Origin of the sequence: Pseudidiomarina indica (genome assembly GCF_900104245.1) — a bacterium.
Lineage (GTDB): Bacteria > Pseudomonadota > Gammaproteobacteria > Enterobacterales > Alteromonadaceae > Pseudidiomarina > Pseudidiomarina indica.
In genome coordinates this window covers 129,688-156,360 of sequence record NZ_FMXN01000004.1, presented here as the reverse complement: position 1 = coordinate 156,360, position 26,673 = coordinate 129,688, and the positions used below count along the sequence as shown (strand labels likewise).

31 protein-coding genes and 1 pseudogene are annotated in these 26,673 nt (G+C 46.8%); 11 read left to right on the top strand and 21 right to left on the bottom strand.

Annotated features, from left to right (window positions below; translation table 11 throughout):
* Positions 1 to 115 (bottom strand): annotated as a pseudogene (locus BLP64_RS10890) (nitronate monooxygenase); the annotation flags it as partial.
* A gap of 385 nt (positions 116 to 500) precedes the next feature.
* Between BLP64_RS10890 and BLP64_RS05160 the strand changes: the two are divergent.
* The 4 genes from BLP64_RS05160 (at position 501) to BLP64_RS05140 (ending at position 2,488) form a co-directional block, all read left to right on the top strand.
* Positions 501 to 947 carry a hypothetical protein gene (locus BLP64_RS05160; RefSeq protein WP_092592443.1) on the top strand — a complete coding sequence of 149 codons (447 nt, stop codon included), beginning with the start codon at positions 501 to 503 and terminating at the stop codon, positions 945 to 947.
* Positions 948 to 1,436: 489 nt separating this feature from the next.
* Entirely contained in the window at positions 1,437 to 1,718 is a 282-nt protein-coding gene (locus BLP64_RS05150) for a type II toxin-antitoxin system Phd/YefM family antitoxin (RefSeq protein ID WP_092592439.1), read from the top strand.
* On the top strand, positions 1,715 to 2,017 hold the full coding sequence (locus BLP64_RS05145; RefSeq protein WP_092592437.1) for a type II toxin-antitoxin system RelE/ParE family toxin: 303 nt from the start codon (positions 1,715 to 1,717) through the stop codon (positions 2,015 to 2,017). The genes BLP64_RS05150 and BLP64_RS05145 overlap by 4 nt, the downstream gene beginning before the upstream one ends.
* Positions 2,018 to 2,242: 225 nt before the next feature.
* Positions 2,243 to 2,488: a DUF6868 family protein gene (locus BLP64_RS05140; protein WP_092592435.1), complete on the top strand. Its 246-nt coding sequence runs from the start codon at positions 2,243 to 2,245 to the stop codon at positions 2,486 to 2,488.
* A 316-nt stretch (positions 2,489 to 2,804) separates the two neighbouring features.
* On the opposite strand, the gene glmS is transcribed toward BLP64_RS05140, so the two are convergent.
* From glmS to BLP64_RS05055, 17 genes are all read right to left on the bottom strand, one after another.
* Positions 2,805 to 4,637 (bottom strand): glutamine--fructose-6-phosphate transaminase (isomerizing), encoded by a 1,833-nt coding sequence (glmS, locus tag BLP64_RS05135; protein WP_092592433.1) that lies wholly within the window; start codon positions 4,635 to 4,637, stop codon positions 2,805 to 2,807.
* A gap of 7 nt (positions 4,638 to 4,644) precedes the next feature.
* A complete protein-coding gene (glmU, locus tag BLP64_RS05130; RefSeq protein ID WP_092592431.1) occupies positions 4,645 to 6,018 on the bottom strand; it encodes a bifunctional UDP-N-acetylglucosamine diphosphorylase/glucosamine-1-phosphate N-acetyltransferase GlmU in 1,374 nt (457 codons plus the stop codon).
* Between the two features lie 169 nt (positions 6,019 to 6,187).
* On the bottom strand, positions 6,188 to 6,610 hold the full coding sequence (locus BLP64_RS05125; RefSeq protein WP_092592429.1) for a F0F1 ATP synthase subunit epsilon: 423 nt from the start codon (positions 6,608 to 6,610) through the stop codon (positions 6,188 to 6,190).
* Positions 6,611 to 6,627: 17 nt separating this feature from the next.
* Positions 6,628 to 8,013: a F0F1 ATP synthase subunit beta gene (gene atpD / locus BLP64_RS05120; protein ID WP_092592427.1), complete on the bottom strand. Its 1,386-nt coding sequence runs from the start codon at positions 8,011 to 8,013 to the stop codon at positions 6,628 to 6,630.
* A gap of 39 nt (positions 8,014 to 8,052) precedes the next feature.
* A complete protein-coding gene (gene atpG, locus BLP64_RS05115; protein ID WP_092592425.1) occupies positions 8,053 to 8,919 on the bottom strand; it encodes a F0F1 ATP synthase subunit gamma in 867 nt (288 codons plus the stop codon).
* A 57-nt stretch (positions 8,920 to 8,976) separates the two neighbouring features.
* Entirely contained in the window at positions 8,977 to 10,518 is a 1,542-nt protein-coding gene (gene atpA / locus BLP64_RS05110) for a F0F1 ATP synthase subunit alpha (protein WP_092592423.1), read from the bottom strand.
* 14 nt (positions 10,519 to 10,532) lie between these two features.
* Positions 10,533 to 11,066: a F0F1 ATP synthase subunit delta gene (gene atpH / locus BLP64_RS05105; protein WP_092592421.1), complete on the bottom strand. Its 534-nt coding sequence runs from the start codon at positions 11,064 to 11,066 to the stop codon at positions 10,533 to 10,535.
* A gap of 18 nt (positions 11,067 to 11,084) precedes the next feature.
* Positions 11,085 to 11,555 (bottom strand): F0F1 ATP synthase subunit B, encoded by a 471-nt coding sequence (atpF, locus tag BLP64_RS05100; RefSeq protein WP_092592419.1) that lies wholly within the window; start codon positions 11,553 to 11,555, stop codon positions 11,085 to 11,087.
* A 47-nt stretch (positions 11,556 to 11,602) separates the two neighbouring features.
* Positions 11,603 to 11,836: a F0F1 ATP synthase subunit C gene (gene atpE, locus BLP64_RS05095; protein WP_092592417.1), complete on the bottom strand. Its 234-nt coding sequence runs from the start codon at positions 11,834 to 11,836 to the stop codon at positions 11,603 to 11,605.
* 63 nt (positions 11,837 to 11,899) lie between these two features.
* Complete coding sequence (gene atpB, locus BLP64_RS05090; protein WP_092592415.1) at positions 11,900 to 12,754, bottom strand: F0F1 ATP synthase subunit A; 855 nt, start codon at positions 12,752 to 12,754, stop codon at positions 11,900 to 11,902.
* Positions 12,755 to 12,770: 16 nt separating this feature from the next.
* Entirely contained in the window at positions 12,771 to 13,226 is a 456-nt protein-coding gene (locus BLP64_RS05085; protein WP_176754925.1) for an ATP synthase subunit I, read from the bottom strand.
* A gap of 14 nt (positions 13,227 to 13,240) precedes the next feature.
* Positions 13,241 to 14,146 carry a ParB/RepB/Spo0J family partition protein gene (locus BLP64_RS05080; protein ID WP_092592411.1) on the bottom strand — a complete coding sequence of 302 codons (906 nt, stop codon included), beginning with the start codon at positions 14,144 to 14,146 and terminating at the stop codon, positions 13,241 to 13,243.
* Positions 14,147 to 14,160: 14 nt separating this feature from the next.
* Positions 14,161 to 14,958: a ParA family protein gene (locus BLP64_RS05075; RefSeq protein WP_092592409.1), complete on the bottom strand. Its 798-nt coding sequence runs from the start codon at positions 14,956 to 14,958 to the stop codon at positions 14,161 to 14,163.
* 4 nt (positions 14,959 to 14,962) lie between these two features.
* Complete coding sequence (rsmG, locus tag BLP64_RS05070) at positions 14,963 to 15,583, bottom strand: 16S rRNA (guanine(527)-N(7))-methyltransferase RsmG (RefSeq protein WP_092592407.1); 621 nt, start codon at positions 15,581 to 15,583, stop codon at positions 14,963 to 14,965.
* A gap of 3 nt (positions 15,584 to 15,586) precedes the next feature.
* Entirely contained in the window at positions 15,587 to 17,488 is a 1,902-nt protein-coding gene (gene mnmG, locus BLP64_RS05065; RefSeq protein ID WP_092592406.1) for a tRNA uridine-5-carboxymethylaminomethyl(34) synthesis enzyme MnmG, read from the bottom strand.
* Positions 17,489 to 17,851: 363 nt separating this feature from the next.
* Positions 17,852 to 18,301 (bottom strand): flavodoxin domain-containing protein, encoded by a 450-nt coding sequence (locus BLP64_RS05060; RefSeq protein WP_092592404.1) that lies wholly within the window; start codon positions 18,299 to 18,301, stop codon positions 17,852 to 17,854.
* Positions 18,302 to 18,325: 24 nt separating this feature from the next.
* On the bottom strand, positions 18,326 to 19,729 hold the full coding sequence (locus BLP64_RS05055) for a sensor domain-containing diguanylate cyclase (protein ID WP_092592402.1): 1,404 nt from the start codon (positions 19,727 to 19,729) through the stop codon (positions 18,326 to 18,328).
* A 171-nt stretch (positions 19,730 to 19,900) separates the two neighbouring features.
* On the opposite strand from BLP64_RS05055, the gene BLP64_RS05050 reads away from it, so the two are divergent.
* The gene (locus BLP64_RS05050; RefSeq protein WP_092592400.1) at positions 19,901 to 20,716 is read left to right on the top strand and encodes a S1/P1 nuclease; all 816 of its coding nucleotides are present in this window, start codon (positions 19,901 to 19,903) and stop codon (positions 20,714 to 20,716) included.
* Here the strand turns inward: BLP64_RS05050 and BLP64_RS05045 are convergent.
* From BLP64_RS05045 to flgA, 3 genes are all read right to left on the bottom strand, one after another.
* Entirely contained in the window at positions 20,713 to 21,165 is a 453-nt protein-coding gene (locus tag BLP64_RS05045) for a flagella synthesis protein FlgN (RefSeq protein WP_092592398.1), read from the bottom strand. The genes BLP64_RS05050 and BLP64_RS05045 overlap by 4 nt on opposite strands.
* Positions 21,166 to 21,174: 9 nt before the next feature.
* The gene (gene flgM / locus BLP64_RS05040; protein WP_092592396.1) at positions 21,175 to 21,444 is read right to left on the bottom strand and encodes a flagellar biosynthesis anti-sigma factor FlgM; all 270 of its coding nucleotides are present in this window, start codon (positions 21,442 to 21,444) and stop codon (positions 21,175 to 21,177) included.
* Between the two features lie 112 nt (positions 21,445 to 21,556).
* A complete protein-coding gene (flgA, locus tag BLP64_RS05035) occupies positions 21,557 to 22,249 on the bottom strand; it encodes a flagellar basal body P-ring formation chaperone FlgA (protein ID WP_092592394.1) in 693 nt (230 codons plus the stop codon).
* A gap of 152 nt (positions 22,250 to 22,401) precedes the next feature.
* Between flgA and flgB the strand changes: the two genes are divergently transcribed.
* From flgB to flgG, 6 genes are read left to right on the top strand one after another with little or no spacing between them, the layout of a single operon-like run.
* On the top strand, positions 22,402 to 22,806 hold the full coding sequence (flgB, locus tag BLP64_RS05030; protein WP_092592392.1) for a flagellar basal body rod protein FlgB: 405 nt from the start codon (positions 22,402 to 22,404) through the stop codon (positions 22,804 to 22,806).
* Positions 22,807 to 22,819: 13 nt separating this feature from the next.
* Positions 22,820 to 23,224 (top strand): flagellar basal body rod protein FlgC, encoded by a 405-nt coding sequence (gene flgC, locus BLP64_RS05025; RefSeq protein WP_092592390.1) that lies wholly within the window; start codon positions 22,820 to 22,822, stop codon positions 23,222 to 23,224.
* 14 nt (positions 23,225 to 23,238) lie between these two features.
* Positions 23,239 to 23,910: a flagellar hook assembly protein FlgD gene (locus tag BLP64_RS05020; RefSeq protein WP_092592388.1), complete on the top strand. Its 672-nt coding sequence runs from the start codon at positions 23,239 to 23,241 to the stop codon at positions 23,908 to 23,910.
* A gap of 11 nt (positions 23,911 to 23,921) precedes the next feature.
* The gene (gene flgE, locus BLP64_RS05015; protein ID WP_092592386.1) at positions 23,922 to 25,106 is read left to right on the top strand and encodes a flagellar hook protein FlgE; all 1,185 of its coding nucleotides are present in this window, start codon (positions 23,922 to 23,924) and stop codon (positions 25,104 to 25,106) included.
* Between the two features lie 26 nt (positions 25,107 to 25,132).
* Complete coding sequence (locus BLP64_RS05010; RefSeq protein WP_092592384.1) at positions 25,133 to 25,876, top strand: flagellar basal body rod protein FlgF; 744 nt, start codon at positions 25,133 to 25,135, stop codon at positions 25,874 to 25,876.
* A gap of 13 nt (positions 25,877 to 25,889) precedes the next feature.
* Positions 25,890 to 26,672, top strand: coding sequence for a flagellar basal-body rod protein FlgG (gene flgG, locus BLP64_RS05005; protein ID WP_092592382.1), 783 nt, complete (start codon positions 25,890 to 25,892; stop codon positions 26,670 to 26,672).
* The last annotated feature ends 1 nt before the right edge of the window (position 26,673 follow it).

The following is a 26,673-nucleotide window of genomic DNA, read 5'->3' as shown; positions in this document are numbered from 1 at the left end:
TGAGAGCTAATGTGCTGAGTAGTTGATCACCTTTCTCGGGCTCAAATATTCCGCGATGCCCTCCCGCTTCAGCTCCTTGAGCAACAATGAAATCGATACCTGAGCCCTCAATGATAAGCGCTTCTTCTAGTCAGCTTTGAGCGAGGAGCGGACCTTTTGACTTTCAGGTTACTGCAACTAGTGACTAGCCGTCGCGTTATTAGTAAGTGATGGTGTCGCCAGCGATGTACGGCACATTCACTTCGGCAATATTGCGCGTTTTGTTGTTGTGTTGGGTATTTAAATCGTTTACTGTCAATGACATAACAAAAAACAAAGATTGGATATCGTGCGCTCGCTAGAGTGTAAGTGAGCATGCTCAAATTGCCTGTGCTAACTCGGATTCTTTCAAGTTAGGAATGCCTGCTTGCTCAGTAAGTTAAGAGCTGAAAACTATCAATTGGACGAGTTGCTAAACGCGCACGCACAATATACAAATGTTAGGCATTCAAGGAGGAAAGATGCACACTTCAAGTAACAAGTATCTTCTGGCTGCGGCAATATGTTGTTTTGCTGCTGCACTTGCTCATCTGGGCTGTATTGTATTCGGGGGCGATTGGTATCGTTTCTTTGGTGCAGGCGAACAGATGGCTCTGATGGCAGAGCAAGGGCTTTGGTATCCGACAATTGTAACCTCTGTCATTGTCATGGTACTTTTGGTTTGGGCGCTTTATGGCCTGTCGGGCGCGGGCGCAATTAAATGTTTACCTCTGACAAAACTAGCGCTAATCCTCATTACTGGTATATTTTTACTTCGGGGCGTTTCCTTCGTCGGGTTAATGCCAATGTTCCCAGAAAACAGTTTAACGTTTTGGTTAATTAGTTCTGGTATCTGTTTGTTTATTGGCGGCTTGTTTGCTTTAGGTTCTTGGCAGCAGTGGCCAGTTTTAGGTGCAAAAAATGCCTAACAAAACGCAGCACTCGCTCCCGTTGGTCGCTGGGACGCCAACCCGCTGCGCGGCTCGTCGCCCGTGTGCTTTGCGTTATGTTTCAAGGAATTAAGATGAAAGCTTATGCACTTATTTGTAGCCTTCTGCTATTTACTCCCACAACCGTCACAGCATTTCAGTCGATAGATAACCAGTCGGTGAAACGAGCTCTAGAAGAAGATCAAGCGTCGCGTTCGGAAGAAAACTTTCAACAAGGTAAGTTTCCTAAATTCGCCGATGAAATGAACAGACGTTTGCTGGTGTTTACAGCGCTATCTAGGGGAGAGCTTGTAGCAGCAAATGACTTTTACCATGCAGCGGTAATCTTGCAGCACACAAATCTTGAACACGTTGGCGATACATTGCGGAGTATGGGTACTGAAAATCATTTGTTGGCTCATTTTCTTGCGAAATTCTATATTGTAACGTACATTTGTAAGTACATTGAGTTGTACATAGGTGATGCCAATGACAAGAGTACGTGTAGACGAAGATATTCGACCTCTATCTGAATTTCGGGCCGGAGTTGCAAAATTTGTGAAGCAAATCCATGAGACGCGGCGCCCGATGGTACTAACACAGCGTGGCCGCGGGGTTGCAGTGCTGGTTGATGTTCAAGAGTACGAAAAGATGCAAGAGCGCTTGGAAGTGCTCGAAGAGGTTTACCGCGCTGAAGAGCAAATCGCTAATGGTGCCGGAATTTCTCATGAAGATGCGAAATCACGTATTTTGAGTAAGCTAGCTCAATGAAGGTAGTTTGGTCTCCGCTTGCACTAGAGCGCGTAGAAAGTATCGCTCAATACATTGCCGAAGATAAGGCGAGTGCGGCGTTACACTGGGTTGATGGTTTATTTTCTTGCGTCGATCGCTTAGCTGAATTTCCGGAGAGTGGACGAGTCGTCCCTGAGGTGCGTTTGCAGCGTATTCGAGAAGTGGTGTTTGGATCTTACCGAGTTATCTATAGCATAACAAATCAGGTGGATATTCTAACGGTTCGTCGCAGCAGTCAGTTATTGAAAGCCTCTGAGCTCGGTGTGGATGAAACATAACAAGTCAATGAATTACGCGCCTGCGGCGCCGGACGCGCTAAAGCACGCAGGTTATTGTGGGCGTTAGCCTCATTAATTGCATTCCTTCTAGGTATCTTAAAATCATTTAAACACCCTGTATTAATCAAGTGTGGACCAGCAAACTATTTTAAGGTATTGATTGGATAATATTGAAGACTAAATTTAACGCTTGGTTTGCCAAGCATTACTAAGGAAGACAACTCTATGTTTACTATCGAACAATTGACTGAGTTTTTAGGCTGGACTTCGGTGCTGGTAATTGGCTACTTATTGATAGCCGCAGTGTTGGTTGTAGTCTTTAAAGACATGATAATTTCTATTCATAGCAAACTTTTTGGAATTGAAAAGAGCGTCATCGAATTGAAGTACTTTGAGTTCTTAAGCAACTTTAAAGTGGTGGCTACGATCTTTGTTATTCTGCCCTACCTTGCTTTAAAAATTATGGCTTAGTACGACTTAACAAGATAAAAACAAAAGCTGTTGGCTCTACCCCCTAAACAGGAAAAAAGCCAGCAGCTTTTTTATGCGTAAATATAAAATAGAATACACCAGCAAAGCCATGCTTTTATGGAGCAAAGAGCAAGAGGTATCACTCAGTTTTATTCAGCCAGGCAAGCCTACTGCGGCATAATATTTTGCTTTAGCCATAATAAAAGTCCAGTATGCTTTTTCACAGCATAACTGTGACCTCTAAAAGTTCTCAACTATTTTGTTCGTTTCTCAACTTAATTGTCCGCCCACAGTCAAAAGCTAACAGCCAAACCCGTTACTCCACAGTAACGGATTTGGCTAAGTTACGAGGTTGGTCAACATCGGTTCCTTTAATAATCGCGACAAAATATGACAGCAATTGCAAAGGGATCGTATATACGATGGGGGCGATGAGCTCATCGCAATGAGTGACCTGGATCACACGCATCGTGCTGTCGCTTTGGAAGCGAGCTTGTTTATCAGCAAATACATACATGATTCCACCGCGTGCTCGTACCTCTTCAACATTCGATTTTAACTTTTCCAATAACTCATCGTTCGGTGCGACCACAATCACCGGCATGCTGGCATCAATGAGTGCCAAGGGGCCATGTTTTAGCTCGCCGGCAGCATATGCTTCAGCGTGAATATAAGAAATTTCCTTTAACTTCAACGCCCCTTCCATAGCAATGGGGTATTGGGTACCACGCCCTAAGAACAAGCTATGGTATTTATCTGCAAACTCGGGCACTAACGCTTCAATGGCATCACTCAGTCGCAGCACTTCTTCAAGTTTGCTAGGTAACACTTTCAACGATTGAACAACCGCCGCTTGTTGCGCTTCAGACATGCCTCGAAATTGCCCAATGGCGAGGGTTAACATCAGCAATCCCACCAACTGTGTGGTAAAGGCTTTGGTTGAAGCCACCCCAATTTCAGCTCCTGCTCGGGTTAAATAAGCCAGGTCGGATTCCCGCACCATCGACGAGGTCGCAACATTACAAATGGTTAAACTGCCTAAGTAGCCCAATTGTTTGCTAAGACGCAACGCCGCCAAGGTATCGGCGGTTTCGCCCGATTGAGAAATGGTGACTAACAAACTATTGCGATGAACGTGGGATGTTCGATAACGGAATTCTGACGCAATTTCGACGTTGCAGGACACTCCCGCTAACGCTTCAATCCAATAGCGGGCGACGAGCCCTGCATGGTAGGAGGTGCCACAGGCAACAATTTGTACGTGTTCAACTTGCTGCAGTAGCGCTAATGACCCATTGCCAAAGACGTCGTCGGCAATGCCGTGATCCGTCAGCCTATCTTCTAAGGCATGCCGTACAGCGGTCGGTTGCTCATGAATTTCCTTCAACATAAAGTGGCGGTACTCGCCTTTGCCACCCGCATCATATTGCCCGTCAAACTCATGCACTGTTCGTTCAACCCGCAGTCCATCACGGTCATAAATGGTGACCGTCGTACGGGTAATATCCGCAATATCCCCTTCTTCAAGGACAATAAAGCGGCGGGTTACCGGTAATAATGCCAACTGATCGGAGGCGACAAAGTTTTCCCCAATTCCTAAGCCAATCACCAACGGGCTTCCCGAACGAGCCACCACCAATCGGCCCGGCTCATGACAGTCCATCACCAGCGTGCCATAGGCGCCTTCTAAGTGTTGAATGGTTGCTTGCACTGCCGTTAACAGATCCCCATGTGTTTTGCGTTCATGATGAATCCAGTGGCAGATCACTTCGGTGTCGGTATCGGATTGAAAGGTATAACCCAGTTGTTGTAATTGCTGGCGCAGGTCGGCGTGATTTTCAATAATACCGTTATGAACAACGGCAATACACTGATTCGAAAGGTGAGGGTGGGCATTGGCTTCAGTCACACCACCGTGGGTGGCCCAGCGGGTGTGAGCAATCCCAGTTGTTCCTGATAGTGGCTGCTCACCCACTGCATCTTTTAATGCTTGTACTTTACCAACTCGGCGAACCACCTCGATGTTGCCTTGTTCATTCAGCACTGCTAATCCTGCTGAATCATACCCGCGATATTCTAATCGCTTTAACCCTTCTATTAATATTTCACTAATCCGACGTTCTGACGTGGCGCCAACAATTCCACACATAGGCAATTTATCCTTTTTTGATCGGCCGCTGCCAACCTTCGATGTTACGTTGTTTGCCACGGGCAATGGCAAGTTGGTTATCTTCGATATCTTTGGTCACCGTCGAACCTGCGCCGACCGTTGCTTGCTTACCAATCCGCACGGGGGCCACGAGGGAGCTGTTTGACCCAATAAAGGCACCATCGTCAATTTCGGTAATAAACTTATTCACCCCGTCATAGTTACAGGTGATGGTACCGGCGCCGATATTGACTGCTGCGCCAATTTTGGCATCCCCTAAGTAGGTGAGATGGCTGACCTTTGAGCCTTGACCCATTCGGGTTTTTTTAATTTCAACGAAATTACCAACATGCACCTCATCAGCCAATTCAGTGCCAGGGCGGATGCGCGCAAACGGACCAATGGCGCAACGTTCTGCAATCTGGGCATCCTCAATCACGCTGTTTGCTTTGATTCGAGTACCAGCACCAATGCGGCTGTTGCGGATCAAACAGTTATTTTCGATCACCACGCCGTCACCCAGCACGACATTTCCTTCAAAAATGACATTCACATCGATCACGACATCGGCACCCACGCTCACTGCACCACGCACATCAACACGGGCGGGGTCCATCAAGGTTGCCCCCTCTAACATCAATTGATCCGCTTGACGGGCTTGATAGGCGCGTTCTAAGCCAGCTAACTGAACACGATTATTCGCTCCCTCAACTTCTGGAATGTCCTGCGGGTGAGCTGTTTGAATGGCGACTCCTTCGGCTGCGGCCATCGCCACAATATCAGTCAGATAATATTCACCCTGGGCATTGTCATTGGTTAATTGGGCCAACCAGCGCTTTAATGCGCCACTGTGAACCGCCATAATGCCGGTGTTCACTTCATCAATCAGTAACTGCTCGGCCGTTGCGTCCTTGTGTTCCACAATACCAACGACTGCTCCCTGGCTATTGCGCACAATTCGGCCATAGCCGTGTGGATCAGGAAGGGTTACAGTTAGCAGTGCTAACGGGGAGTGCTGTGTTTGAGCCAGTAAATTACTAAGCGTTTCTGCCCGTGTTAAGGGGACGTCACCATACAGAATCAGCACCGTTTCATCGTCACCAAGGTGGGGAATAACCTGTTGTACAGCATGGCCGGTACCAAGTTGCTGGGCCTGCTCCACAAAGTTTAATGATTGCCCCTGTAATTGCTGTTTAAGAACCTCACCCCCATGCCCAAATACCACATGAACCTGTGCTGGATTCAAGGTGACAGCTGTATCAATAACATGCTGAACCATCGGTTTATGAGCAACTTTATGAAGTACTTTAGGGAGTGATGAACGCATTCGAGTGCCTTTCCCAGCAGCAAGAATAACAGCGTTAAGTGGTGAAGATGTCATTTGGCAAAGTCCTGTAGCATTTTGACAAATTAAAAAATGGCTTGAGAATCCAGTTTATCACTCTTTTCGTTACAAATAATCTACTAATTCTCATACCCGTTCATGAAAAAGAAAACCCGGCAAAGGCCGGGTTTTATTCGTTATCAGCTTAATGAAGCCTGTTATGCACTTATGCGCGGCGACGTAATTGTTGCAATACGCGCAGCTGTGCCATCGCTCGAGCCAGTTCTGCTGCTGCTTCTGCGTAGCTTAAATCAGAACTTTTATCTGCAATTGCTTCTTCAGCACGTTTCATCGCTTCGAGAGCTTTTTGTTCATCCAGCTCTTCACCACGAATGGCTGTATCAGCAAGGACCGAGACGTTATGAGGCTGCACTTCAAGCACACCACCAGCAACGTAGATGATTTCTTCTTCACCGCCTTCTTTTACCACCCGCACCATACCTGGTTTCAACGTGGTTAATAAAGGCGCGTGACCTGGGTAAATTCCCAGTTCACCTTCACTACCAGTCACTTGGAGGGTCTCAACGGCACCTGAGAACAACCGTTCTTCGGCGCTGACCACATCAAGCTGTACAGTTTTAGCTGCCATTTAAACCTCCCGGTTTATTACATTTTTTTGGCTTTTTCGATTGCTTCTTCGATGTCGCCAACCATGTAGAACGCTTGTTCTGGTAGGTCGTCGTAATCACCGTTTAAGATACCTTTAAAGCCAGCAATGGTGTCTTTCAACGAAACATACTTACCTGGTGAGCCGGTAAATACTTCAGCAACGAAGAACGGCTGTGACAGGAAGCGTTGAATCTTACGCGCACGAGCAACGGTGAGTTTGTCTTCTTCAGACAATTCATCCATCCCCAGAATCGCAATAATATCTTTCAACTCTTTGTAACGTTGTAATACTGACTGAACGCCACGGGCAACTTCGTAATGCTCTTTACCGATCACTAATGGATCTAACTGACGAGAGGTTGAGTCAAGTGGGTCAACCGCAGGGTAAATACCCAATGATGCGATATCACGTGACAATACAACGGTAGCGTCCAAGTGAGCAAAGGTTGTTGCTGGTGATGGGTCAGTCAAGTCGTCCGCAGGAACATAGACTGCTTGAATCGACGTGATTGAACCAGTTTTGGTTGACGTGATCCGCTCTTGCAACACACCCATCTCTTCAGCAAGAGTTGGCTGGTAACCTACCGCAGATGGCATCCGACCTAATAGGGCGGATACTTCAGTACCTGCTAGGGTATAACGGTAAATGTTGTCAACGAAGAACAAGACGTCACGGCCTTCATCACGGAATTTTTCCGCCATGGTCAAACCGGTCAACGCAACGCGTAAACGGTTACCTGGTGGTTCGTTCATCTGACCGTAAACCAACGCTACTTTATCAAGAACGTTGGAGTCTTTCATTTCATGATAGAAGTCGTTCCCTTCACGAGTCCGCTCACCCACACCGGCGAACACTGAGTAACCACTGTGCTCAATCGCGATGTTACGGATTAATTCCATCATGTTAACGGTTTTACCAACACCGGCACCACCGAACAAACCAACTTTACCACCTTTCGCGAACGGACAAATCAAGTCGATAACTTTGATGCCCGTTTCCAACAATTCAGTGGTACTTGACTGCTCTTCGTACGAAGGTGCTTCGCGGTGAATTGACATGCGCTCTTCTGCACCAATTTCACCCGCTTCGTCAATTGGCTCACCTAATACGTTCATGATACGACCGAGGGTTTTCTTACCCACTGGGACCATGATTGGCTCACCGGTATTTTTTACGGATACTCCGCGACGCAGACCGTCAGTTGTACCAAGCGCGATACCACGCACGATACCACCGCCTAACTGCTGCTGAACTTCAAGGGTTAACCCTGTGAGTTCACCTTCAGTCACTTGCAGCGCGTCGTAGACCTTTGGCACATCAGATTGTGGAAATTCGATGTCCACAACCGCGCCAATAATTTGCACGACTTTACCTTGACTCATGACATTTCCTCTAACTCTAAAATTCTTGCAAGCTTCGCCTTAAACCGCTTCGGCGCCCGATACAATTTCCGAAATTTCCTGCGTAATCGCTGCTTGGCGCGCTTTGTTGTACACCAACTGCAGCTGATCGATGAGGTCTTCGGCGTTGTCGGTAGCGGCTTTCATTGCCACCATCCGCGCTGCCTGTTCACTAGCGATGTTATCCACGACCCCTTGATACACTGTCGCTTCTACGTAGCGACGAATCAACAGTTCTAAAATTGGTTGTGGATTCGGCTCATACAGGTAATCCCAGCTACCTGATTGAACCTCGTCACGAGACTCTGCTTTTGGCAACGGTAGCAATTGCGCTATCGTTGGCTCTTGCTTCATGGTGTTCACAAACTTGTTGTACACCACGTACAGACGGTCAATTTTGCCTTCATCATAGGCATTTAACATTACCTGTACTGTCCCGAGCACATCATTGGCACTTGGTCGATCACCAAGGCCTGATTTTTGTGCCAGTAAACGGCCTCCAAAGCGTTTAAAGAAACCTGTTGCCTTGTTGCCAATTGCTGCAAAATCAACTTCGACACCGTTATCACGTTGTGCTTTCGCATGCTTCACCACCGCTTTAAATTCGTTGGTGTTTAAGCCGCCACACAAACCACGGTCCGTTGAAATTACAATGTAACCAACTCGCTTTACTTCCCGCTCAACAAGATACGGGTGTTTGTATTCTAAGTTGGCATGGGCAACATGGCCGATCACCTTGCGAATGCTATCGGCATACGGGCGGCTTGCAGCCATCCGTTCCTGCGCCTTTTTCATTTTTGACGCAGCCACCATTTCCATTGCACTGGTGATCTTCTGAGTATTTGCAATACTCCCGATTTTGGTTTTTATTTCTTTACCGCCGGCCATGATATTCTCCTGTTAACTCAACGACTTGTGGCCACACACCGTGTAGCCACTCTGCGCTTACCAAGACTGGGTTTGTTTGAAGGTTTTTAAGCCTTCATGCAGCTTGGCTTCGATGTCGTCGTTATAGTTGCCAGTGTTATCAATATCAGCCATCAGTTCAGCGTGCTCGCTACGCATGTACGCTAATAACGCACTTTCGAAGTCGAGGATTTTGTCTTGCTCTACGTCTTTAAGGTAACCCTTTTCCGCAGAGAAAATGGACACTGCCATGTCAGCCACGCTCATTGGCTTATATTGGTTCTGCTTCATCAATTCAGTGACGCGTTGACCGTGCTCTAATTGTGCACGAGTCGCTTCATCTAAGTCTGAGGCAAACTGAGCAAACGCCGCAAGCTCACGATACTGAGCCAATGCTAAACGAATACCACCACCTAGCTTTTTGATGATCTTAGTTTGCGCTGCACCACCAACCCGTGATACTGAGATACCGGCGTTAACCGCTGGGCGAATACCCGCGTTAAACAAGTCAGTTTCTAAGAAGATCTGACCGTCGGTAATTGAAATCACGTTCGTTGGTACGAACGCTGAAACGTCACCTGCTTGAGTTTCAATGATTGGTAATGCAGTTAATGAACCTGTTTTACCTTTCACTTCACCGTTGGTGTATTTTTCTACGTAGTCCGCATTCACTCGTGCTGCGCGCTCAAGTAAACGTGAGTGGAGGTAGAAAACGTCCCCTGGGTAGGCTTCACGGCCTGGTGGACGACGTAATAGCAATGAAATTTGACGATAAGCAACCGCTTGCTTTGACAAGTCGTCATAAACAATCAGTGCGTCTTCACCGCGATCGCGGAAGAATTCGCCCATGGTACAACCTGAATACGCAGCTAAGTATTGCAGTGCTGCTGACTCAGATGCTGATGCCGCAACCACGATGGTGTTTGCTAACGCGCCATGCTCTTCAAGCTTACGTACCACGTTCGCAATGGTCGATGCTTTCTGACCAATTGCTACGTACACACATTTAATGCCAGAATCTTTTTGGTTGATGATGGCGTCAATTGCCAACGCAGTTTTACCTGTCTGACGGTCACCGATAATCAACTCACGCTGGCCACGACCGATTGGAATCATCGCGTCGATTGATTTGTAGCCAGTTTGAACTGGTTGATCAACTGATTGACGCTCAATAACACCCGGGGCGATTTTTTCTACTGGCTCAAACCCTTCAGCGTCAATTGGACCTTTTCCGTCAATTGGCTCACCTAAGGTGTTTACAACACGACCCAGTAATGCGCGGCCCACTGGTACTTCTAAAATACGGCCGGTTGATTTAACTTTAACGCCTTCTTGCAAGTCTGCGTACGGTCCCATTACTACGGCACCGACCGAGTCGCGCTCAAGGTTCAAGGCGATAGCGTAACGATTGCCAGGAAGCTCAATCATCTCACCTTGCATACACTCAGCAAGGCCGTGAATGCGAATAATACCGTCGGTTACTGAAACGATAGTACCTTCGTTACGAGCTTCACTGACCACTTCGAACTGTTCAATTCGTTTTTTGATCAGCTCTGCGATTTCATTTGAATTCAGTTGCATGCTCAAGTCCCCAATTAGGATTGCAGCGCATGTGCAAGTCGTTCTAACTTGCCACGCACCGTGCCGTCGATTACTGTGTCACCGGCTTTAATATATAAGCCACTTACAATTTCCGCATCGACAGTGCAATTCAGCTTAACTTTGCGTGAAAAACGTTGTTCCAACGTCTTCGCTAGATCATCCTGCTGTTTTTTCGTCAATTCAGTTGCAGCGGTCACTTCCACCACAATCTCTTTTTCGTAGTCGGCGCGAAATTCAGCGAATAACGCCACCACAGCAGACAAAGCTTTCAAGCGGCCATTTTCAGCCATCAAACGAACAAAATTCTGGCCTTTATCGTCCAATTGTTCGCCACATACATTCAAGAAAACTTCTATTTTTTTATCTAGCGTTTCGGCGCTACTCAAAAACGTCGACATGGTGGCGTCGTTTGCTACCGCAGCAGCAAAAATCAACATGCCATGCCATTGTTCGATAGCGCTGTTCTCTAGTGCAAAATCAAATGCTGCTTTTGCATAGGGGCGAGCAACCGTAGTCAATTCTGACATTTGCACAAACCCCTTTGGTTAGAGTTCAGCGACCAGTTTTTCAACAATGTCACTGTGAGCGTTAGAATCAATCTCGCGCTCGATGATTTTACTTGCACCAGCAACCGCTAATACGGCAACTTGCTTGCGCAATTCTTCGCGTAAGCGATTCCGCTCTGCGGTAATTTCAGCATGACCAGCAGCAATAATTGCTTCACGCTCAACTTCACCACGTTGCTTGCCTTCTTCAATCGTTTGCTCGGCACGTTTTTTGGCTTGGGCAATGATTTCAGCAGCTTGAGCTTTCGCTTCTTTCAACTCGTCGGCAATTTTTGCTTGAGCAAGCTGGAGATCTTTCTCTGCTCGCTCACCGGCCGCAAGACCGTCAGCAATACGTTTTTGACGAGCTTCAATCGCATTATTTAGCGGAGGCCATACGAACTTCATACAAAACAGTACGAAGACGATGAACGCGATTAATTCTCCGAATAGGGTCATGTTTAAATTCATTAACCCCCCCTCCTATAAGTTCTTTTGTTCGAAAAGTGGATGACTTATTACGCTGCGAACAATAAGAACATGGCGATACCAACACCAATCATAGCAACGGCGTCGATAAGACCAGCTAGAATAAACATTTTAACTTGCAAAGAAGGCGCTAGTTCAGGTTGACGAGCACATGCTTCTAGGAATTTACCGCCCATGTGACCGAAGCCAAGACCAGTACCGATAGCACCGAAACCGATCAATAAAGCAACAGCGATATATTTAAGACCTAATGCTAGTTCCATTGTTTTCTCCAAAATTAAAGTTAAGAGTTAAAAAATAAAAGTACAAAAATTAAACCAAAAAGATTAATGCTTTGAGCTGGCCATACTTAAATAAACAATGGTCAACATCATGAATACGAACGCCTGGAGTGTAATGACCAGAATGTGGAACACCGCCCAAGGGAAGTGAAGTGGCAACTGCCACAGACCCACCGCACCGATCAGGATAAAGATCATTTCACCGGCGTATAAGTTACCGAATAAACGCAGTGCCAATGAGAACGGCTTCGCAAACAACCCGATTAATTCAAGTAACAAGTTAAATGGAATCAATAAAATTTGAACCACGATGTTACTTGAGCTGAACGGTTGCAACGTTAATTCTTTGATGAACCCACCCACACCTTTCATGCGGATGCCGTAGCCAATCATCAGTAAGAATACGCCCAACGCAAGGCCTGCCGTCATGTTCACGTCGGTGGTAGGAACAATCTTCATGTAGACATCAGCAGAGTCCATACCAAACACTGTTGCACCGACTAAACCTGCAAAAGACGGTAAGAAGTCAACGGGAATTAAGTCCATCAAGTTCATCAGGAAAATCCAGACGAAGATGGTTAAGGCAAGAGGGGCAATGAGTTTGCTGCTACCGTGGAAGGTATCGCGTACGTTATTGCTCACCATTTCGACGATCATTTCGACGAAACACTGTAGCTTTCCAGGCACACCCGTGGTGGCTTTTGTTGCTACGGAGCGGAAGATCATTAAGAAAATAATACCTAGTCCAATCGACCAAGCGAGGGTATCAACGTGCAAAGCCATGAATCCAGCGTTTTCACATGCCTTATTGAATACAATTTCGCCCTCAACGGAGCACATTGTTGCATTCGACAAGTGGTGCTGAATATGACTTTGAACGGTTAACTCTTCTGCAGCCATGTTATATCCCACAATTTTAAGTTGAATTTAAAAATAAAATTGGTGTCAGCCATTGCACGACCAAAGCGACGATGTAACCGCTCAAAACCGCAACCAGCGGGAGCGTGGTAAACACCAACAAGCCGATAAGCAAGGCTATGGCAAAGCAAATTTTTAATGCTTCGCCTGCAAAAAAGTTACTCACAATTTGCTGAGCTGCGCGAGCACCACCGGCTCTAAAAGCGCGCCAAGCGAACAGTGCTGTTGGAATGATGACTGCTAAACCGCCCCCAACAACACCCCAAAAATAAGTATATCCGGCAACAGGCTGTACAAGAGAAAACACACAAGCAAGTAAAAATATGGTCCCTACTTGGGCGCGAATAAGTTTCGCAGCGAGCTGTTTTCCTGATGCTGTTAAAGTATTTTTCACGGGCTGAAACCCCTTGGTTAAAAGCCCGCGATAGTATAAAGATTTAGCGTTGAAATGCAAATAAATTGGGACAGTTAACGCTCTGAATCGAGTTGAAAATGATGAAGGATTCCGTCGAGTTCATCTAAACTGCTGTAATTAATAACAACTTTACCTTTTCCCTTACGGCCATGGTTGATTGCAACGGCTGCACCAAGGCGTTCGCTTAGGCGTTTTTCTAACCGTTGGATGTCCGCGTCAGGTGTTGGTTTGGCTGGTTTTTCAGCGTTCGGTTCAAGGGCTTGGCGAATCACTCGCTCAGCTTCTCGAACTGTCATGCCTTTTGCAGCAATTAACCGAGCAATTTCAATTTGTTGATCGCCATCAAGGGTAAGCAATAATTTTGCGTGGCCTAATTCAATATCACCCCGTTCTAATAGCGTTTTAGTTTCTGCTTCAAGATTATTCAAACGGAGTAAATTGGTGACAGTTGCGCGCGATTTCCCCACTGCATCCGCAACTTCTTGGTGTGTAAGCTGAAATTCATTCAGTAACCGTTGCAATGCCACCGCTTCTTCCATGGCATTTAAATCTTCACGTTGAATATTTTCAATCAAAGCAATGGCAACGGCGGCTTCATCAGGAACGTCCTTCACTAAGCATGGAACCGTATCAAGACGTGCCATTTGGGCAGCGCGCCAGCGGCGTTCGCCCGCAATAATTTCATATTTTTCATGGCCAACTGACCGCACCACAATTGGTTGGATAATGCCTTGCGCTTTAATTGAAGCGGCAAGATCTTCCAATGCTTCGGGGGTCATATCTTTACGAGGTTGATAACGGCCAGGTTGGAGCCACTCTATGGGAAGCTTTTGCAATTCGCCTTTCGGCTGTTGTTCGTGTGCAACCGATGAACTCGATTGCTCTTTTTCACGAGCTGTTTTACTCGTTGTTAGTAACGCATCGAGACCGCGTCCAAGTCCTCGTTTTTTTGCAGACATAAAGCATGTTTTCCTTAAGCTTCAGCCGCCACGTCGGCTTGTTTCTGTTGTTCCGCACGGCGGATGAGTTCACCCGCTAAAGCAAGATAAGCTTTCGCACCCGATGATGATTTATCATAGTACATGGCCGGCGAGCCAAAACTTGGGGCTTCCGCTAAACGCACATTACGCGGGATAACCGTCCGGTAAACTTTATCACCAAAGTGGTTTTTTAATTGTTCCGATACATCATTGGCTAATCGATTACGTGGGTCGTACATGGTACGCAGAATTCCCTCGATTGTTAAGCGAGGGTTCACCGCCTCGGCTAAGCGCTCAATGGTATCCATCAAGGCCGTGAGTCCTTCCAAGGCAAAATACTCACATTGCATAGGCACCAGCACTGAATCTGCGGCTGCCATCGCATTGACCGTCAGCATGCTTAACGACGGTGGGCAATCAATAAAAATAAAATCGTAGTGATCCACCACCGGCTTTAATGCATTGGCGAGCCGCTGCTCCCGAGCGAACTCTTCCATCAGCTTAATATCGGCCGCAGTGGTGTCGCCATTGGCTGCAATTAAATGATATTTGCCATTGGTTTCCCGAATGATGACTTCTTCAATCGGTTTTTGCTCAATCAGAAGTTCATAGGCGGTATTATCCACGGAATATTTATCAACGCCGCTCCCCATGGTGGCATTGCCTTGTGGATCAAGGTCAATCAATAACACTTTACGCCGTGTGGCAGCCATGGACGCAGCTAAGTTAACCGCCGTGGTCGTTTTCCCCACGCCGCCTTTCTGATTAGCAATCGCTATAATTCTGCCCACAGGACTAACCTCTCGTTGTTATCATCACCAAATGGCGTTCACCATCGGCTTCGGGAACCTGTAACCGAATCACTTCATCCAGCTGATATTCTGGTGGTATTTGTTCAATTTCATGGGTGGGATACACCCCTTTTAATGCCAAGAACTTACCATGTTTCGCAGGTAAATGCCCGCACCAATTCAGCATATCATCCAATGATGCAAAAGCTCGGCTAATCACCCCATCAAACTTTAGCTCAGGCTGATAATCTTCAACCCGACTTTGCACCGCCGTCACATTGTTAAGATTCAACTCATGGCAAACCTGACGAATAAAACGAATTCGTTTGCCCAAGCTATCCAACAACACAAAGTGTTTATCAGGGGCAGTAATGGCTAACGGTAAGCCTGGCAAACCTGGCCCCGTACCCACGTCAATAAAGGTTTGCCCTGAAAGGTAGGGCAACACCACCAAGCTGTCCATAATGTGCCGACTTAACATCTGCTGCGGATCCCGCACCGAGGTTAAATTGTACGCTTTATTCCATTTATGCAGCATCGCCACCAAAGCGACCAATTGCTGCTGTTGCTCCTCAGGAATTGTGAGTGTGGTTTTAGCCAATAATTGTTGTAATTTTAACTGCATGATTTAAGCGCTTTTACGCAACAGCCCTTGTTTTTTTAAGTGAACGAGTAACATCGAAATTGCTGCTGGAGTAATTCCAGAAATTCGCGACGCTTGACCAACGGTTTCCGGTTGATGCTGATTCAACTTTGCAACTACTTCGTTAGATAAGCCTTTTATGGTGCCATAATCAAAATTAAATGGCAGTTTGGTGTGCTCGTGGCGTCGCTGTTTGGCAATTTCATCTTGCTGACGGTTAATGTACCCCGCATATTTGGTTTGAATTTCGACTTGCTCAGCTGCTTTCTCGTCACTTAAACCAGGGCCTAAGCCATTAATTTTCATTAATTCAGCATACGTGATTTCTGGGCGACGAAGCAATTCTTCACCATTCACTTCACGGGTAATAGGGGTTTTAACCAAAGCGTTGACCTGATCCACTGCAGGGTGATCTTTATGGATCCACGTTGCCCGCAATCGTTGTTGCTCTTGTTCGATGGCTTCCATTTTCGCTTGAAATGCCGCCCAACGATCATCATTGACCAAGCCCAGTTGACGCCCAATTTCAGTTAAGCGGATATCCGCATTGTCTTCTCGCAGTAATAAACGATATTCCGCTCGAGAGGTGAACATCCGATAAGGTTCTTTGGTGCCTAACGTACTTAAATCATCAATTAACACGCCCATGTAGGAATCATCACGACGTGGCGCCCATGGATCTTTTCCTTGCACCTGAAGTGCTGCGTTCGCACCGGCAACCAACCCCTGGGCAGCGGCTTCTTCATAACCTGTAGTGCCATTAATTTGGCCTGCGAAAAACAATCCCTGAATGTATTTTGTTTCCAAGGTTTGCTTTAAATCGCGCGGATCAAAGTAATCGTATTCAATGGCGTAACCCGGGCGGGTAATATGAGCATTCTCAAACCCTTTGATGGAACGCACCAATTCAATTTGCACATCAAACGGCAAGCTGGTTGAAATGCCATTTGGATACAGTTCATGGGTATCAAGCCCTTCTGGCTCAACAAATATCTGGTGCGAATTTTTATCGCTGAACCGCATGATCTTATCTTCAATTGACGGGCAATAACGCGGGCCAACCCCTTCGATCACTCCTGAGTACATGGGCGATCGATCTAAGCCCCCACGAATAATCTCATGGGTTCGTTCGTTGGTATGAGTAATAAAACAGGAAATTTGCCGTGGATGATCGGCAACACTTCCCATAAATGAAAACACCGGGATTGGCGTGTCACCCGGTTGTTCTTGCATCACGCTGAAATCAACGGACTTTGCATCAATTCGAGGTGGTGTACCGGTTTTCAAACGATCAACGCGTAACGGTAACTCCCGTAACCGCCGCGCTAAGTTATTGGCAGGAGGATCGCCAGCTCGACCCCCTTGATAATTGTTCAAGCCAATGTGTATTTGGCCACCCAAAAACGTTCCGACGGTTAATACCACTGTGGTGGCTGAGAACTTCAATCCCATTTGGGTGACCACGCCGACCACTCGATCATTTTCAACAATGAGATCATCACACGCTTGTTGGAATAAACTCAGGTTTGGTTGAATTTCTAACAAGTGACGAATAGCCGCTTTGTAGAGCGAACGATCCGCTTGTGCTCGGGTTGCTCGAACCGCTGGGCCTTTGGATGAATTGAGGGTTCTAAATTGAATCCCTGCGCGATCAGCAGCCATTGCCATCGCTCCGCCTAACGCATCCACTTCTTTCACTAAATGTCCTTTACCAATCCCACCAATAGCGGGGTTACAAGACATTTGGCCAAGTGTATCAATGTTATGAGTCAGTAATAACGTATTACAACCCATACGAGCAGCTGCAAGCGCTGCTTCAGTACCTGCGTGGCCTCCACCAATCACGATAACGTCATAATGCTGGTGGAAAGAAAAGGTGTTTGGCATACCGTGCGATCCTAGAAATTGAGCAAAGCAAAGAGATTACAGAACCGTGTATTTTAACCTGAAAACGGTCAGATCAAAACGGTTAAATTTTCAACGCCGATCCTTCGAGGATCGATAATCATTAAAATAAGATCTTTTAAATGATCTTTTATTACTATTACTATTAGCTGAGCATTTTTTGTGGATAACTGAATCTAGAGCTTTACTGATAAGGATCACAACGATCTGTTAAGGTGTGATTAGATCATGATCCTTGCAGTGATTATACTGTGAATAACTAGGATGGTTATCCACAGGGTTAGTTATTAACAAGTTTATTCAGTGAATATTAACAAGTTAAAATGGATCTTATACAACACTTAGTCACATCGCTTGGATGAAAAATTTGAGCCATGTTGATGATTTTTCGTCCGGATCGTCTTGCGACATGTCGATTTCAAGACGGCTGATCAGGCGTTTTGCACCTAATATAGCGAACATTGCATCGGCATCACGGCCAGCAGCGCAGAACGTGTCGTAGCAACTATCACCCACGGCTATAACTGCATACTTAAGCTGTTCTAACGACGGTTTTTCGGCGTGTAATTGCTCGGCAAAATCTAGCATTGAGTCGGCATAATCGCCAGCACCATGGCTGGCAATACAGCATAACCAAATACTTTGATCAGTTAATGACTCGAGTAATTCCGAGTAATCGGGTTCGTAATGTAAGGTCGTTGTATGGCCTGCATGTTGTAGCAACTCAGCTAATTGATCAGCGAGGTATTCGGTGTTACCTGACGTGGTTGCTACTAAAATATCGATATGATGCATTATTAGTCTCACTATTAAGCGCCATTATTCTACCGCAACAACACAGTTGCGACCCTGGTTTTTCGCTTGGTTGAGTGCTTGTTTGGCGCGTTTAATGGTGTCTTCAATAGGTTCACCAAACTGTACTTGGGTAACTCCAAAACTGGCGCGGATAGGTATTACGAAATCATCAAAGTTCAGAATAGGAAACGATAGCCGGATTTGGTTCGCTCGTCCGTTGGCTTGTTGCAAATCACGGTTGGGCATAAACACCATGAAGGTATCGTCTTCAACGCGGCAAATAACTTCACTATCACGTAATTCTTGCTGAATAATAGTGGTGGTTTGGCGAAGAGCTTCATCACCAATTGTATGCCCATAGTTTTGGTTGATTAAACCGAAATTATCCAGATTGAACACAGCGAGGCTGTGGTTCTGATTTGGCAGCGATGACTTCATGACTTGCGTGACGACTGTGGTAAACACCCAATAGGTAGGCAGTTCAGTCAGTAAATCGGCCATCGCCATATTCTTTAGTTGCTCGTTGCGGTACACCAACGCCGGTACGGCCAAAGCAAAATAAGAAATAGCAGCGGTTATATATAGCGCAAATTGATAGGTTATCGATTGGTTGGAAACGCCAAATATGCTGACCCCAAACGCTAGAATAGTCGTCAACAGTAGTAGTGATAATACACTACGGCTCGTGCGTTCAGTCAGTACGATCCAGAGCTGAGGAATAGTGACGAAGAAAATAAAGTAAGCAACGCCTGGGTGATCGATGTACCGATCAAACAATAAGATGCCGATCACAGTCGCAATGACGACTGATAGTTTAAATAAATAGGGTTTTAGTTGTTTTGGCAGGTATTCGTCGTGCTCGGAAAAATCCTTTAACCACGCAAAATTCTGATCCGTAAACTGGGTTAGAATGACGCACATTACTGGTGCTATGACCATCACGCCAATCAAATCACCTAACCACCAAGCAAACCAGCCTGTTTTCATAATGTGGTCATTGGTTTCTGTCGTAAATTGCCAGACAGACAAACCGCTTAGCGCTGCTAATAATGCCGCCGCCGCAGATAACACCAGTAGGCCTAAAATACGCAATGCAATTGGTAAATTGGTGAAGTGTTTTAGCCAATAGCGCGCGGCCAACCCCCCCAAACCATACGACACCGTATGTGCTAAAGAAAATAGTAAGGCTGCTGCAATGTGGGTTGGATCAAACGTGATTCCCCAAATTTTATCAAAGTGCAGTGATACATAGAAAATCCCAAGAAAAACCGGAATAAAAGCACGCTTGCCGAAAATTAAAAAGCCCCCTAATGCAACGCCTGCTGGCATATACCATAGCGAAATAAATTCTTCATAGGCCATGATAATTGATGCATAAAATGCACCAAGCCACAGGATCAGCAATAAGGCGTAGCCACTTAATCTCACAATAGTTTTCCTTCTCAGGTCCTGATACAAGAAATGCTAAGGTATGCACTGAATGGTGCATGATTAACAGAGCATGCACAAGACTTAGCTATTAATAGAATGCTAAAATGTAACAGAGCGTTGGTACGCTGAATGGCAACATAAATCAATGCAGTAGCGAAGGGTGGCAAAATGACTTCAGTATTTTTTCGAATAGTCGCTGGTGTGCTTGTTGGCGGCATGATCAGCTGGACATCTGTGGTATGGGGATACGGCGATCATGGCCATCGTGCTTTTTGCGATGCCGCCTATCAATTAGCACAACCGGCAACGCAGCAACATATTGATGAACTGGTGGCTAAACATCCAGAGTATGAGAATTTTGGTACGTTGTGCCATTGGGCTGATGACATTAAAAGTCAGCCTCAGTGGGATTGGGCAAAGCCTCATCATTATGTGAATTTTCCACGCCATGCGGCGAAAGTGTCTGCGGACGATTGTCCGGTTGCTGGGGGCTGTGTGATTTCAGCCATTATGCACCACTACCATGTGTTGCAATTTAACCCTGATGATTGGGCTTCATTAGCATTTATCGGACACTTTATTGGTGATTTACATCAACCCATGCATGTGAGTTTTGCTGATGATTTAGGGGGTAACCGTACCCAAATAAGCTATTACGGCGAACCCACTAACCTCCATATTATGTGGGATATTCATTTATTGGCGCAGCGTGGCGGCGAAGATGTGCCGGCTAAAGTGGCGGAACTGATTCAGGGCGTCGCTGCATTGCAACCATTCGATTTAACGGCGGATGAGGTATTAAGTTGGGCCAATGAATCAGCGGCCATTACGCGGCGGATTTATTCGCAATATCGCGAGGGCCAGCAGTTAGGTGAGGCTTATACGGCGCAATGGGGGCCAGTATTGGAACAACGGATGCAACAAGGCGCGCAACGGTTAGCTGCGGTGTTGGATCAGTTATTTGCGCAAGGGAGCAATGATTAAGCTTTTGAGTTGATCCGCTGTGGGGTGGTTTTTGATTGCCCTGCAGCGTCATAAATTGGTGCGCTGCCGGCAGCATCACGAAGAATATTTAACATGTGTTGGTTATGATGCAAACGGTGTTGAATAAGTTCACCGTTCAGATGGTTTAAATGCGCAACCCGTTGAGTACGTTCTAATAGGGTTGCCCAAAGATCGGCGCAACCAGCTTGTGCAGCAGCTTGACGTGCTCCTTGAGAGGTTGCTTCATAACCTAATTTAAGTTGGGCCGCCCGTCGAATCGCTTCTTGGCGATCTAATTGCTGTTGCAGTTCTTGCTTTTGGGTGGCGATAGCTTGCAATTGTTCCCCATCAATTTGGCCTTGCCCAAGAATTTGCTGCTCTTGTTCTAGCAACTGCTGCAAGGCTTCAATTCGTTCAATTTGTTGGGAAATATGTTGCGCTAAGCTCATGATTGCCAATTAACCTTTCGTTAAATCTTGCAAAAGCGCTTCAGCAATTTTTTCCGTATTCATGACCAGCTTTCCGTCACGGATAGCGTCACGTAATTCGGCCACACGAACGTGATCAATATCTTGACTGCTGTCTTGCGGTAACTGACTTAAGTGGGTCACGACATCCGCTTGTTGTTGCAACTCAGATGAAGTTCTGGTCGTTTTCTGCGCGCCTTGTGTACGGCTTGAGTCTGTCGAACCAACAGAACTTACTGGTTGATAACCATTAACTTTCACGGGAAATCCTCGTTGATAAATCAATCTTGGACCGAATTTTTCGGCCGTTCAGCTTTGTTATCGGCATCACCCTTAAATTCTTTAATGCGATTTACGCGAATTTAACGTTGATTCACAGCGGAATAGCACGCCCTGGGCCGATGACTTTAACGGTTAATAATTGTTGATTATTTAATCGAACCCGAATTGTATCATTGATTGCACCGTTCGCGAGAGCAGTTCCCACTCGAGAAATAGAAAATCCATCGCCCTGTAATTCAATCACCACGTCATCGCCCATGTTGACCACATGGGGCGCTGCTAAGAGCGTGGCTTGTAACACCGTATTGGCAGGAATGGAACGTTTCAGTTGCTGCCCTAGGTACAGGGTCATGGTTTCAGTTTCTGCCAGCAAAGCATGCCGTGGGAGTCGATTGATTTCCCCTTGGACAATTTTAATATCGTCAGCCGTTAATGTGTGTTGAGCCGGTAAGTCGTGAGCGGCAACCCAATAATCAGCCACTACGGAGACATGGACTTGTGCATAAATGGGCTGGGCTGAATGGTCACATTGCAATTTCATGATCATCCGCCCTGCAATCCGAGCCGGCGGTTGGTTAAAACTTGCTTGGATCTCATCACACTGCGCCAGCGGTTCAAATCCCTTTGTGGGGCTCAGAATCTCGATGTCATAAGACACGGTTGTGGTTGGTAATTGGGCCACAATGGTTCGTTGAATCGCTTGATACAACGCGGGCTCGGCAGCCCAAATCGGGGCCGAAATAATAGTGAGCAAAACAAGAAGGGGCAAGCGCAAAAACAACATTCAATAACCCGCATGTTCCAGTGGTGTTGCACGAATTATAACCAGATTCAAGGATCGCTAACGGCAGAATTGGCATTAAAAAAGGCTCTTAATTAACGCTTTGTATTGCCATCGATCAACGTAGTCTGCTAGGTGTACAGGAGGGTCTGCAGATGATCGACAAATTAACCAGTGCGCTGCAATTTCAGCAGCAAGCGTTGGCTTTAAGGCAGCAACGCCAAGAGGTGTTAGCGAGTAATATCGCCAATGCGGATACACCTCATTATAAAGCTCAAGATTTTGATTTTGCCGCGGCTTTGAAACGAGCAACCACCGCGCAAAGCGCCCCAACCAAGCTAGCGGTGACGCATGCTGGGCATCTGCAAATGTCACCTTCGCAACCACTGGTTGCCCTGCAATATCGCATTCCTGCGCAAAGCCGCTTAGACGGTAACACGGTCGACATGGACCTTGAACGCACTCAATTTTTGAATAACTCCTTGCGCTACCAAGCCGACATTCAATTTATGGATGATCGCATTAGTGGGTTGCGCAAAGCGATGCAACCTGAGCAATAACTGGAGCTAAAGCATGGCTAATTTTTCGATTTTAGATATATCTGGCTCAGCGTTAGCGGCGCAATCGCAGCGCATGAACGTGGCTGCCAGTAATATGGCGAACGCCAATAGTGTTGCTGGGCCAGACGGCCAACCTTACAAAGCGAAACAAGTGATCTTCCAACAACAGTTGCAAGCCAATGGCGTGGGTGGGGTTGCGGTAAAAGAAGTGGTTGAATCGGCAGCGCCAGCACGACGTGAATATCAACCCGGGCATCCGCTTGCGGATGAACAAGGGTATGTGACCATGCCCAACGTTGACCCAGTGGCAGAAATGGTGAATTTGATTTCTGCATCCCGGTCGTATCAAGCCAACGTTGAAGTCATGAATACGAGCAAAGATTTATTGATGCGTACCTTGACCATCGGCAAAGGATAATGAGGTAACAGATTATGGCAACGATCGATCCAGCAATTGTTAATCAAATTAACCAAACCTCGTCCACTCAGCGGGTGGCCTCCAATAGCCAAGAGATGCGCGATAACTTTATGACGCTATTGGTTACTCAGTTGCGTAACCAAGATCCACTGAATCCTATGGAAAATAACGAGATGACGTCACAACTGGCTCAAATTAACACGGTTAGTGGCATCGAATCACTGAATGAAACCATGTTGACCATTAATAACCAAATGGAGGCCGCCAAAAACATGCAAGCGTCGGCTTTAATTGGTCGTGCTGTATTGGTTCCGGGGGAGCGAATTCTTGTCGGCAATGACGATGTAACCCCATTTGGATTTGAATTAAGTGCGCCAGCGAAAAACGTGACCATCAATATTTTCAATGACAGTGGCATGTTGGTACGGCGGATGGAACTGGGTGCGGTAGGCACAGGAACTCAGTCGTTTAGCTGGGATGGCGCCATGGATGATGGTGAACAAGCACCTGCTGGTGCGTATCGATTCAGTGTTGAAGCGACCAATGGGGATCAAGTGATTACCTCAGAACGTTTCAACTATGCACAAGTAATAGCGGTAAGCTTGGGACATAAAGATGGACCACGCTTAGATTTGGGCGGCATTTTTGAGCCCGTTCGTCTTGAAGATATTAGACAGATTATTTAAGGAGCTCGGCTATGGGTTTTTCACAAGCACTATCCGGTTTACGCGCGGCGGCCACCAATCTTGACGTGATCAGTAATAACATCGCGAACTCACAAATTGTGGGGTTTAAAAGCTCTCGTGCACAGTTTGCTGATATTTATGCCAATGCTCAAGTGGGCTTGGGAACGCGAGTGGCAGGAGTATTCCAAGACTTTAGTGACGGGAATATTGAAACCACGAACCGCTCTATGGACTTAGCTATTACCGGGAAAGGTTTTTTCCGCTTTGAACAGCAAGGTCAAATTCAATACTCACGCAACGGCCAACTGACCATTGATAAAAATGGTTACATTGTGAATGCGCAAGGCGCCCAGTTAACGGGGTATCCGCAAGGGGTTGGTTTTGGTGGGCAGCCACAAGTATTGCAAGTTCCGGCCACCGGTTTGCCAGCGCAAGCATCAACCCAAGTAGGAGCGGTGTTTAACCTAGATACGGGTTCGACCACGGTTGATCGAGCCACAGTGCCTTTTGATATGGCAAACCCAGACAGTTTTTCTTATGCCAACTCGGTGGTGCTTTACGACTCCCTAGGGAACGCGCACCCCAGCATGATGTATTTCACCAAAACCGGTGATAACCAATGGGAAGTTCGTTTAGCTCGCGGGGATGACCTCGCTGCTGAAGTGGGGCAGTTGGAATTTGATAATAATGGTTTGTTGTTATCACAGACCGGCCTCGACAGCTTCACCTTTAGCCCAGGTGATGGGGCATCGGACATGAATATTAATATCAATTTAGCCGGTACCACCCAGTTTGCGAACCAATTTGAATTAACTTCAATGGAGCAAGACGGCTTTGTGTCAGGCACCTTAATGCAAGTTGCGGTAACGGAAGATGGCAGCGTTGTGGGCACCTACTCCAACGAGCAACAAGTAATTTTGGGCACCATTGCCTTAGCAAACTTCCAGAGTTTAGAAGGTTTGCAGCCGATTGGTGATAACGCGTGGATTGAAACCCAGCGTTCTGGTGTACCAATTATATCGGTGCCTGGCGAAGGTCAGTTTGGTTCCATTATGGCGGGTGCGGTGGAAGCTTCGAACGTGGATTTAACCCAAGAGTTAGTCTCGATGATTATTGCGCAACGTAACTATCAAGCCAACGCACAAAGTATCAAAGCCCAAGATGAAGCCTTACAAACCACCATGCAATTGAGATAGTGGTTGACGGACTGGGGAGTTAACTGATGGATGCCATTTTATACACGGCCATGAACGGCGCTCGTCAAACCCTTGATGAGCAAGCGGTGGTAACGCATAACTTAAGTAATGCGTCCACCACTGGGTTTCGTGCCCAACTTGCAGCTGCACGCGCCGTTCCGATTGAGGGGCCAGGAGTCTTTGACACGCGAGTTGCGGCAGTAACCACCACCGGCTTATTTGATACCCGTTCAGGTTCGCTCCAAACCACCGGTCGCGATCTAGATATTGCGATGCCAGAACACAACTGGCTAGCAGTGCAGACGCTAGATGGGGAAGCCTATACCAAGCGGGGCGACTTACAAGTGGATGCGGATGGTCAGTTGACCGTGAATGGCCGGCCGGTGTTGGGCGAAGGTGGTCCAATTATGGTGCCACTGGGGACCGAACTTAGCATTGGCAGCGATGGCACCATCAGTGGGATTGGTTTGGGCGGTCAAGCCAATGAATTAGTTCCGCTGGATCGTCTGAAATTAGTGCGAGTGGACCAACCCAACCAATTGGTTCGAGGTGAAGACGGCTGGTTCCGTTCTCCGCTTGGGGCACCCTTGGCCCAGGATCAAAACGGTCAAGTGGTCACCGGCGCGTTGGAAGGCAGTAACGTGAATCCCATTGAAGCAATGGTTGCGATGATCGATACCCAGCGTCGTTATGACTTGAATATGCGCGTGATTTCAACCGCGGATGAAACGGCACAAAGTGGCAATAGCCTGTTATCCGTAAGAGGCTAATTGGAGAATTCTCATGATTAAATCGTTGTGGACAGCGAAAACCGGGTTAACCGCCCAACAGCAGCAGTTGGATGTGATCACCAACAACTTAGCGAACGTGAATACGTCGGGTTTTAAACGGTCGCGGGCAATTTTTGAAGATTTGCTGTATCAGAACATGCGGCAACCGGGTGCCATGAATAATGCTCAAGATACCTTGCCATCGGGATTACAGGTGGGCACCGGGGTCCGAGCGGTCGCGACGGAGCGCTTGCACACCCAGGGAAGCTTGAACAACACAGAAAACTCACGTGATTTAGCCATTAATGGAAAAGGCTATTTTCAGGTGTTGATGCCAGATGGCAGCCTTGCGTATACCCGTGATGGTAGTTTTCAGATAAATCAAGATGGCCAACTGGTAACCGCCAGTGGCTTTCCAATCGAGCCAGGTATTTTCCTGCCAGCGAACGCCATGAGCGTAACCATTGGTCAAGATGGCATTGTTACCGTGACTCAACCTGGCACCACGCAAAACGTGCAAGTGGGCCAAATCACCTTAGCGATCTTTATGAATGATGCTGGGCTGGAAGCGCGGGGCGGCAACTTATACGTTGAAACACAAGCGTCAGGCGCGCCCACCGAATCCTTGCCGGGCTTAAACGGTGCGGGTACCTTGTACCAAGGCTTTGTGGAAGCTTCCAACGTGAACGTGGTGGAAGAAATGGTCAATATGATTCAAACCCAACGGGCCTATGAAATTAACAGCCGCGCCATTTCAAGCAGTGATGAAATGCTGGCGCGTTTAAGCCAACTCTAAC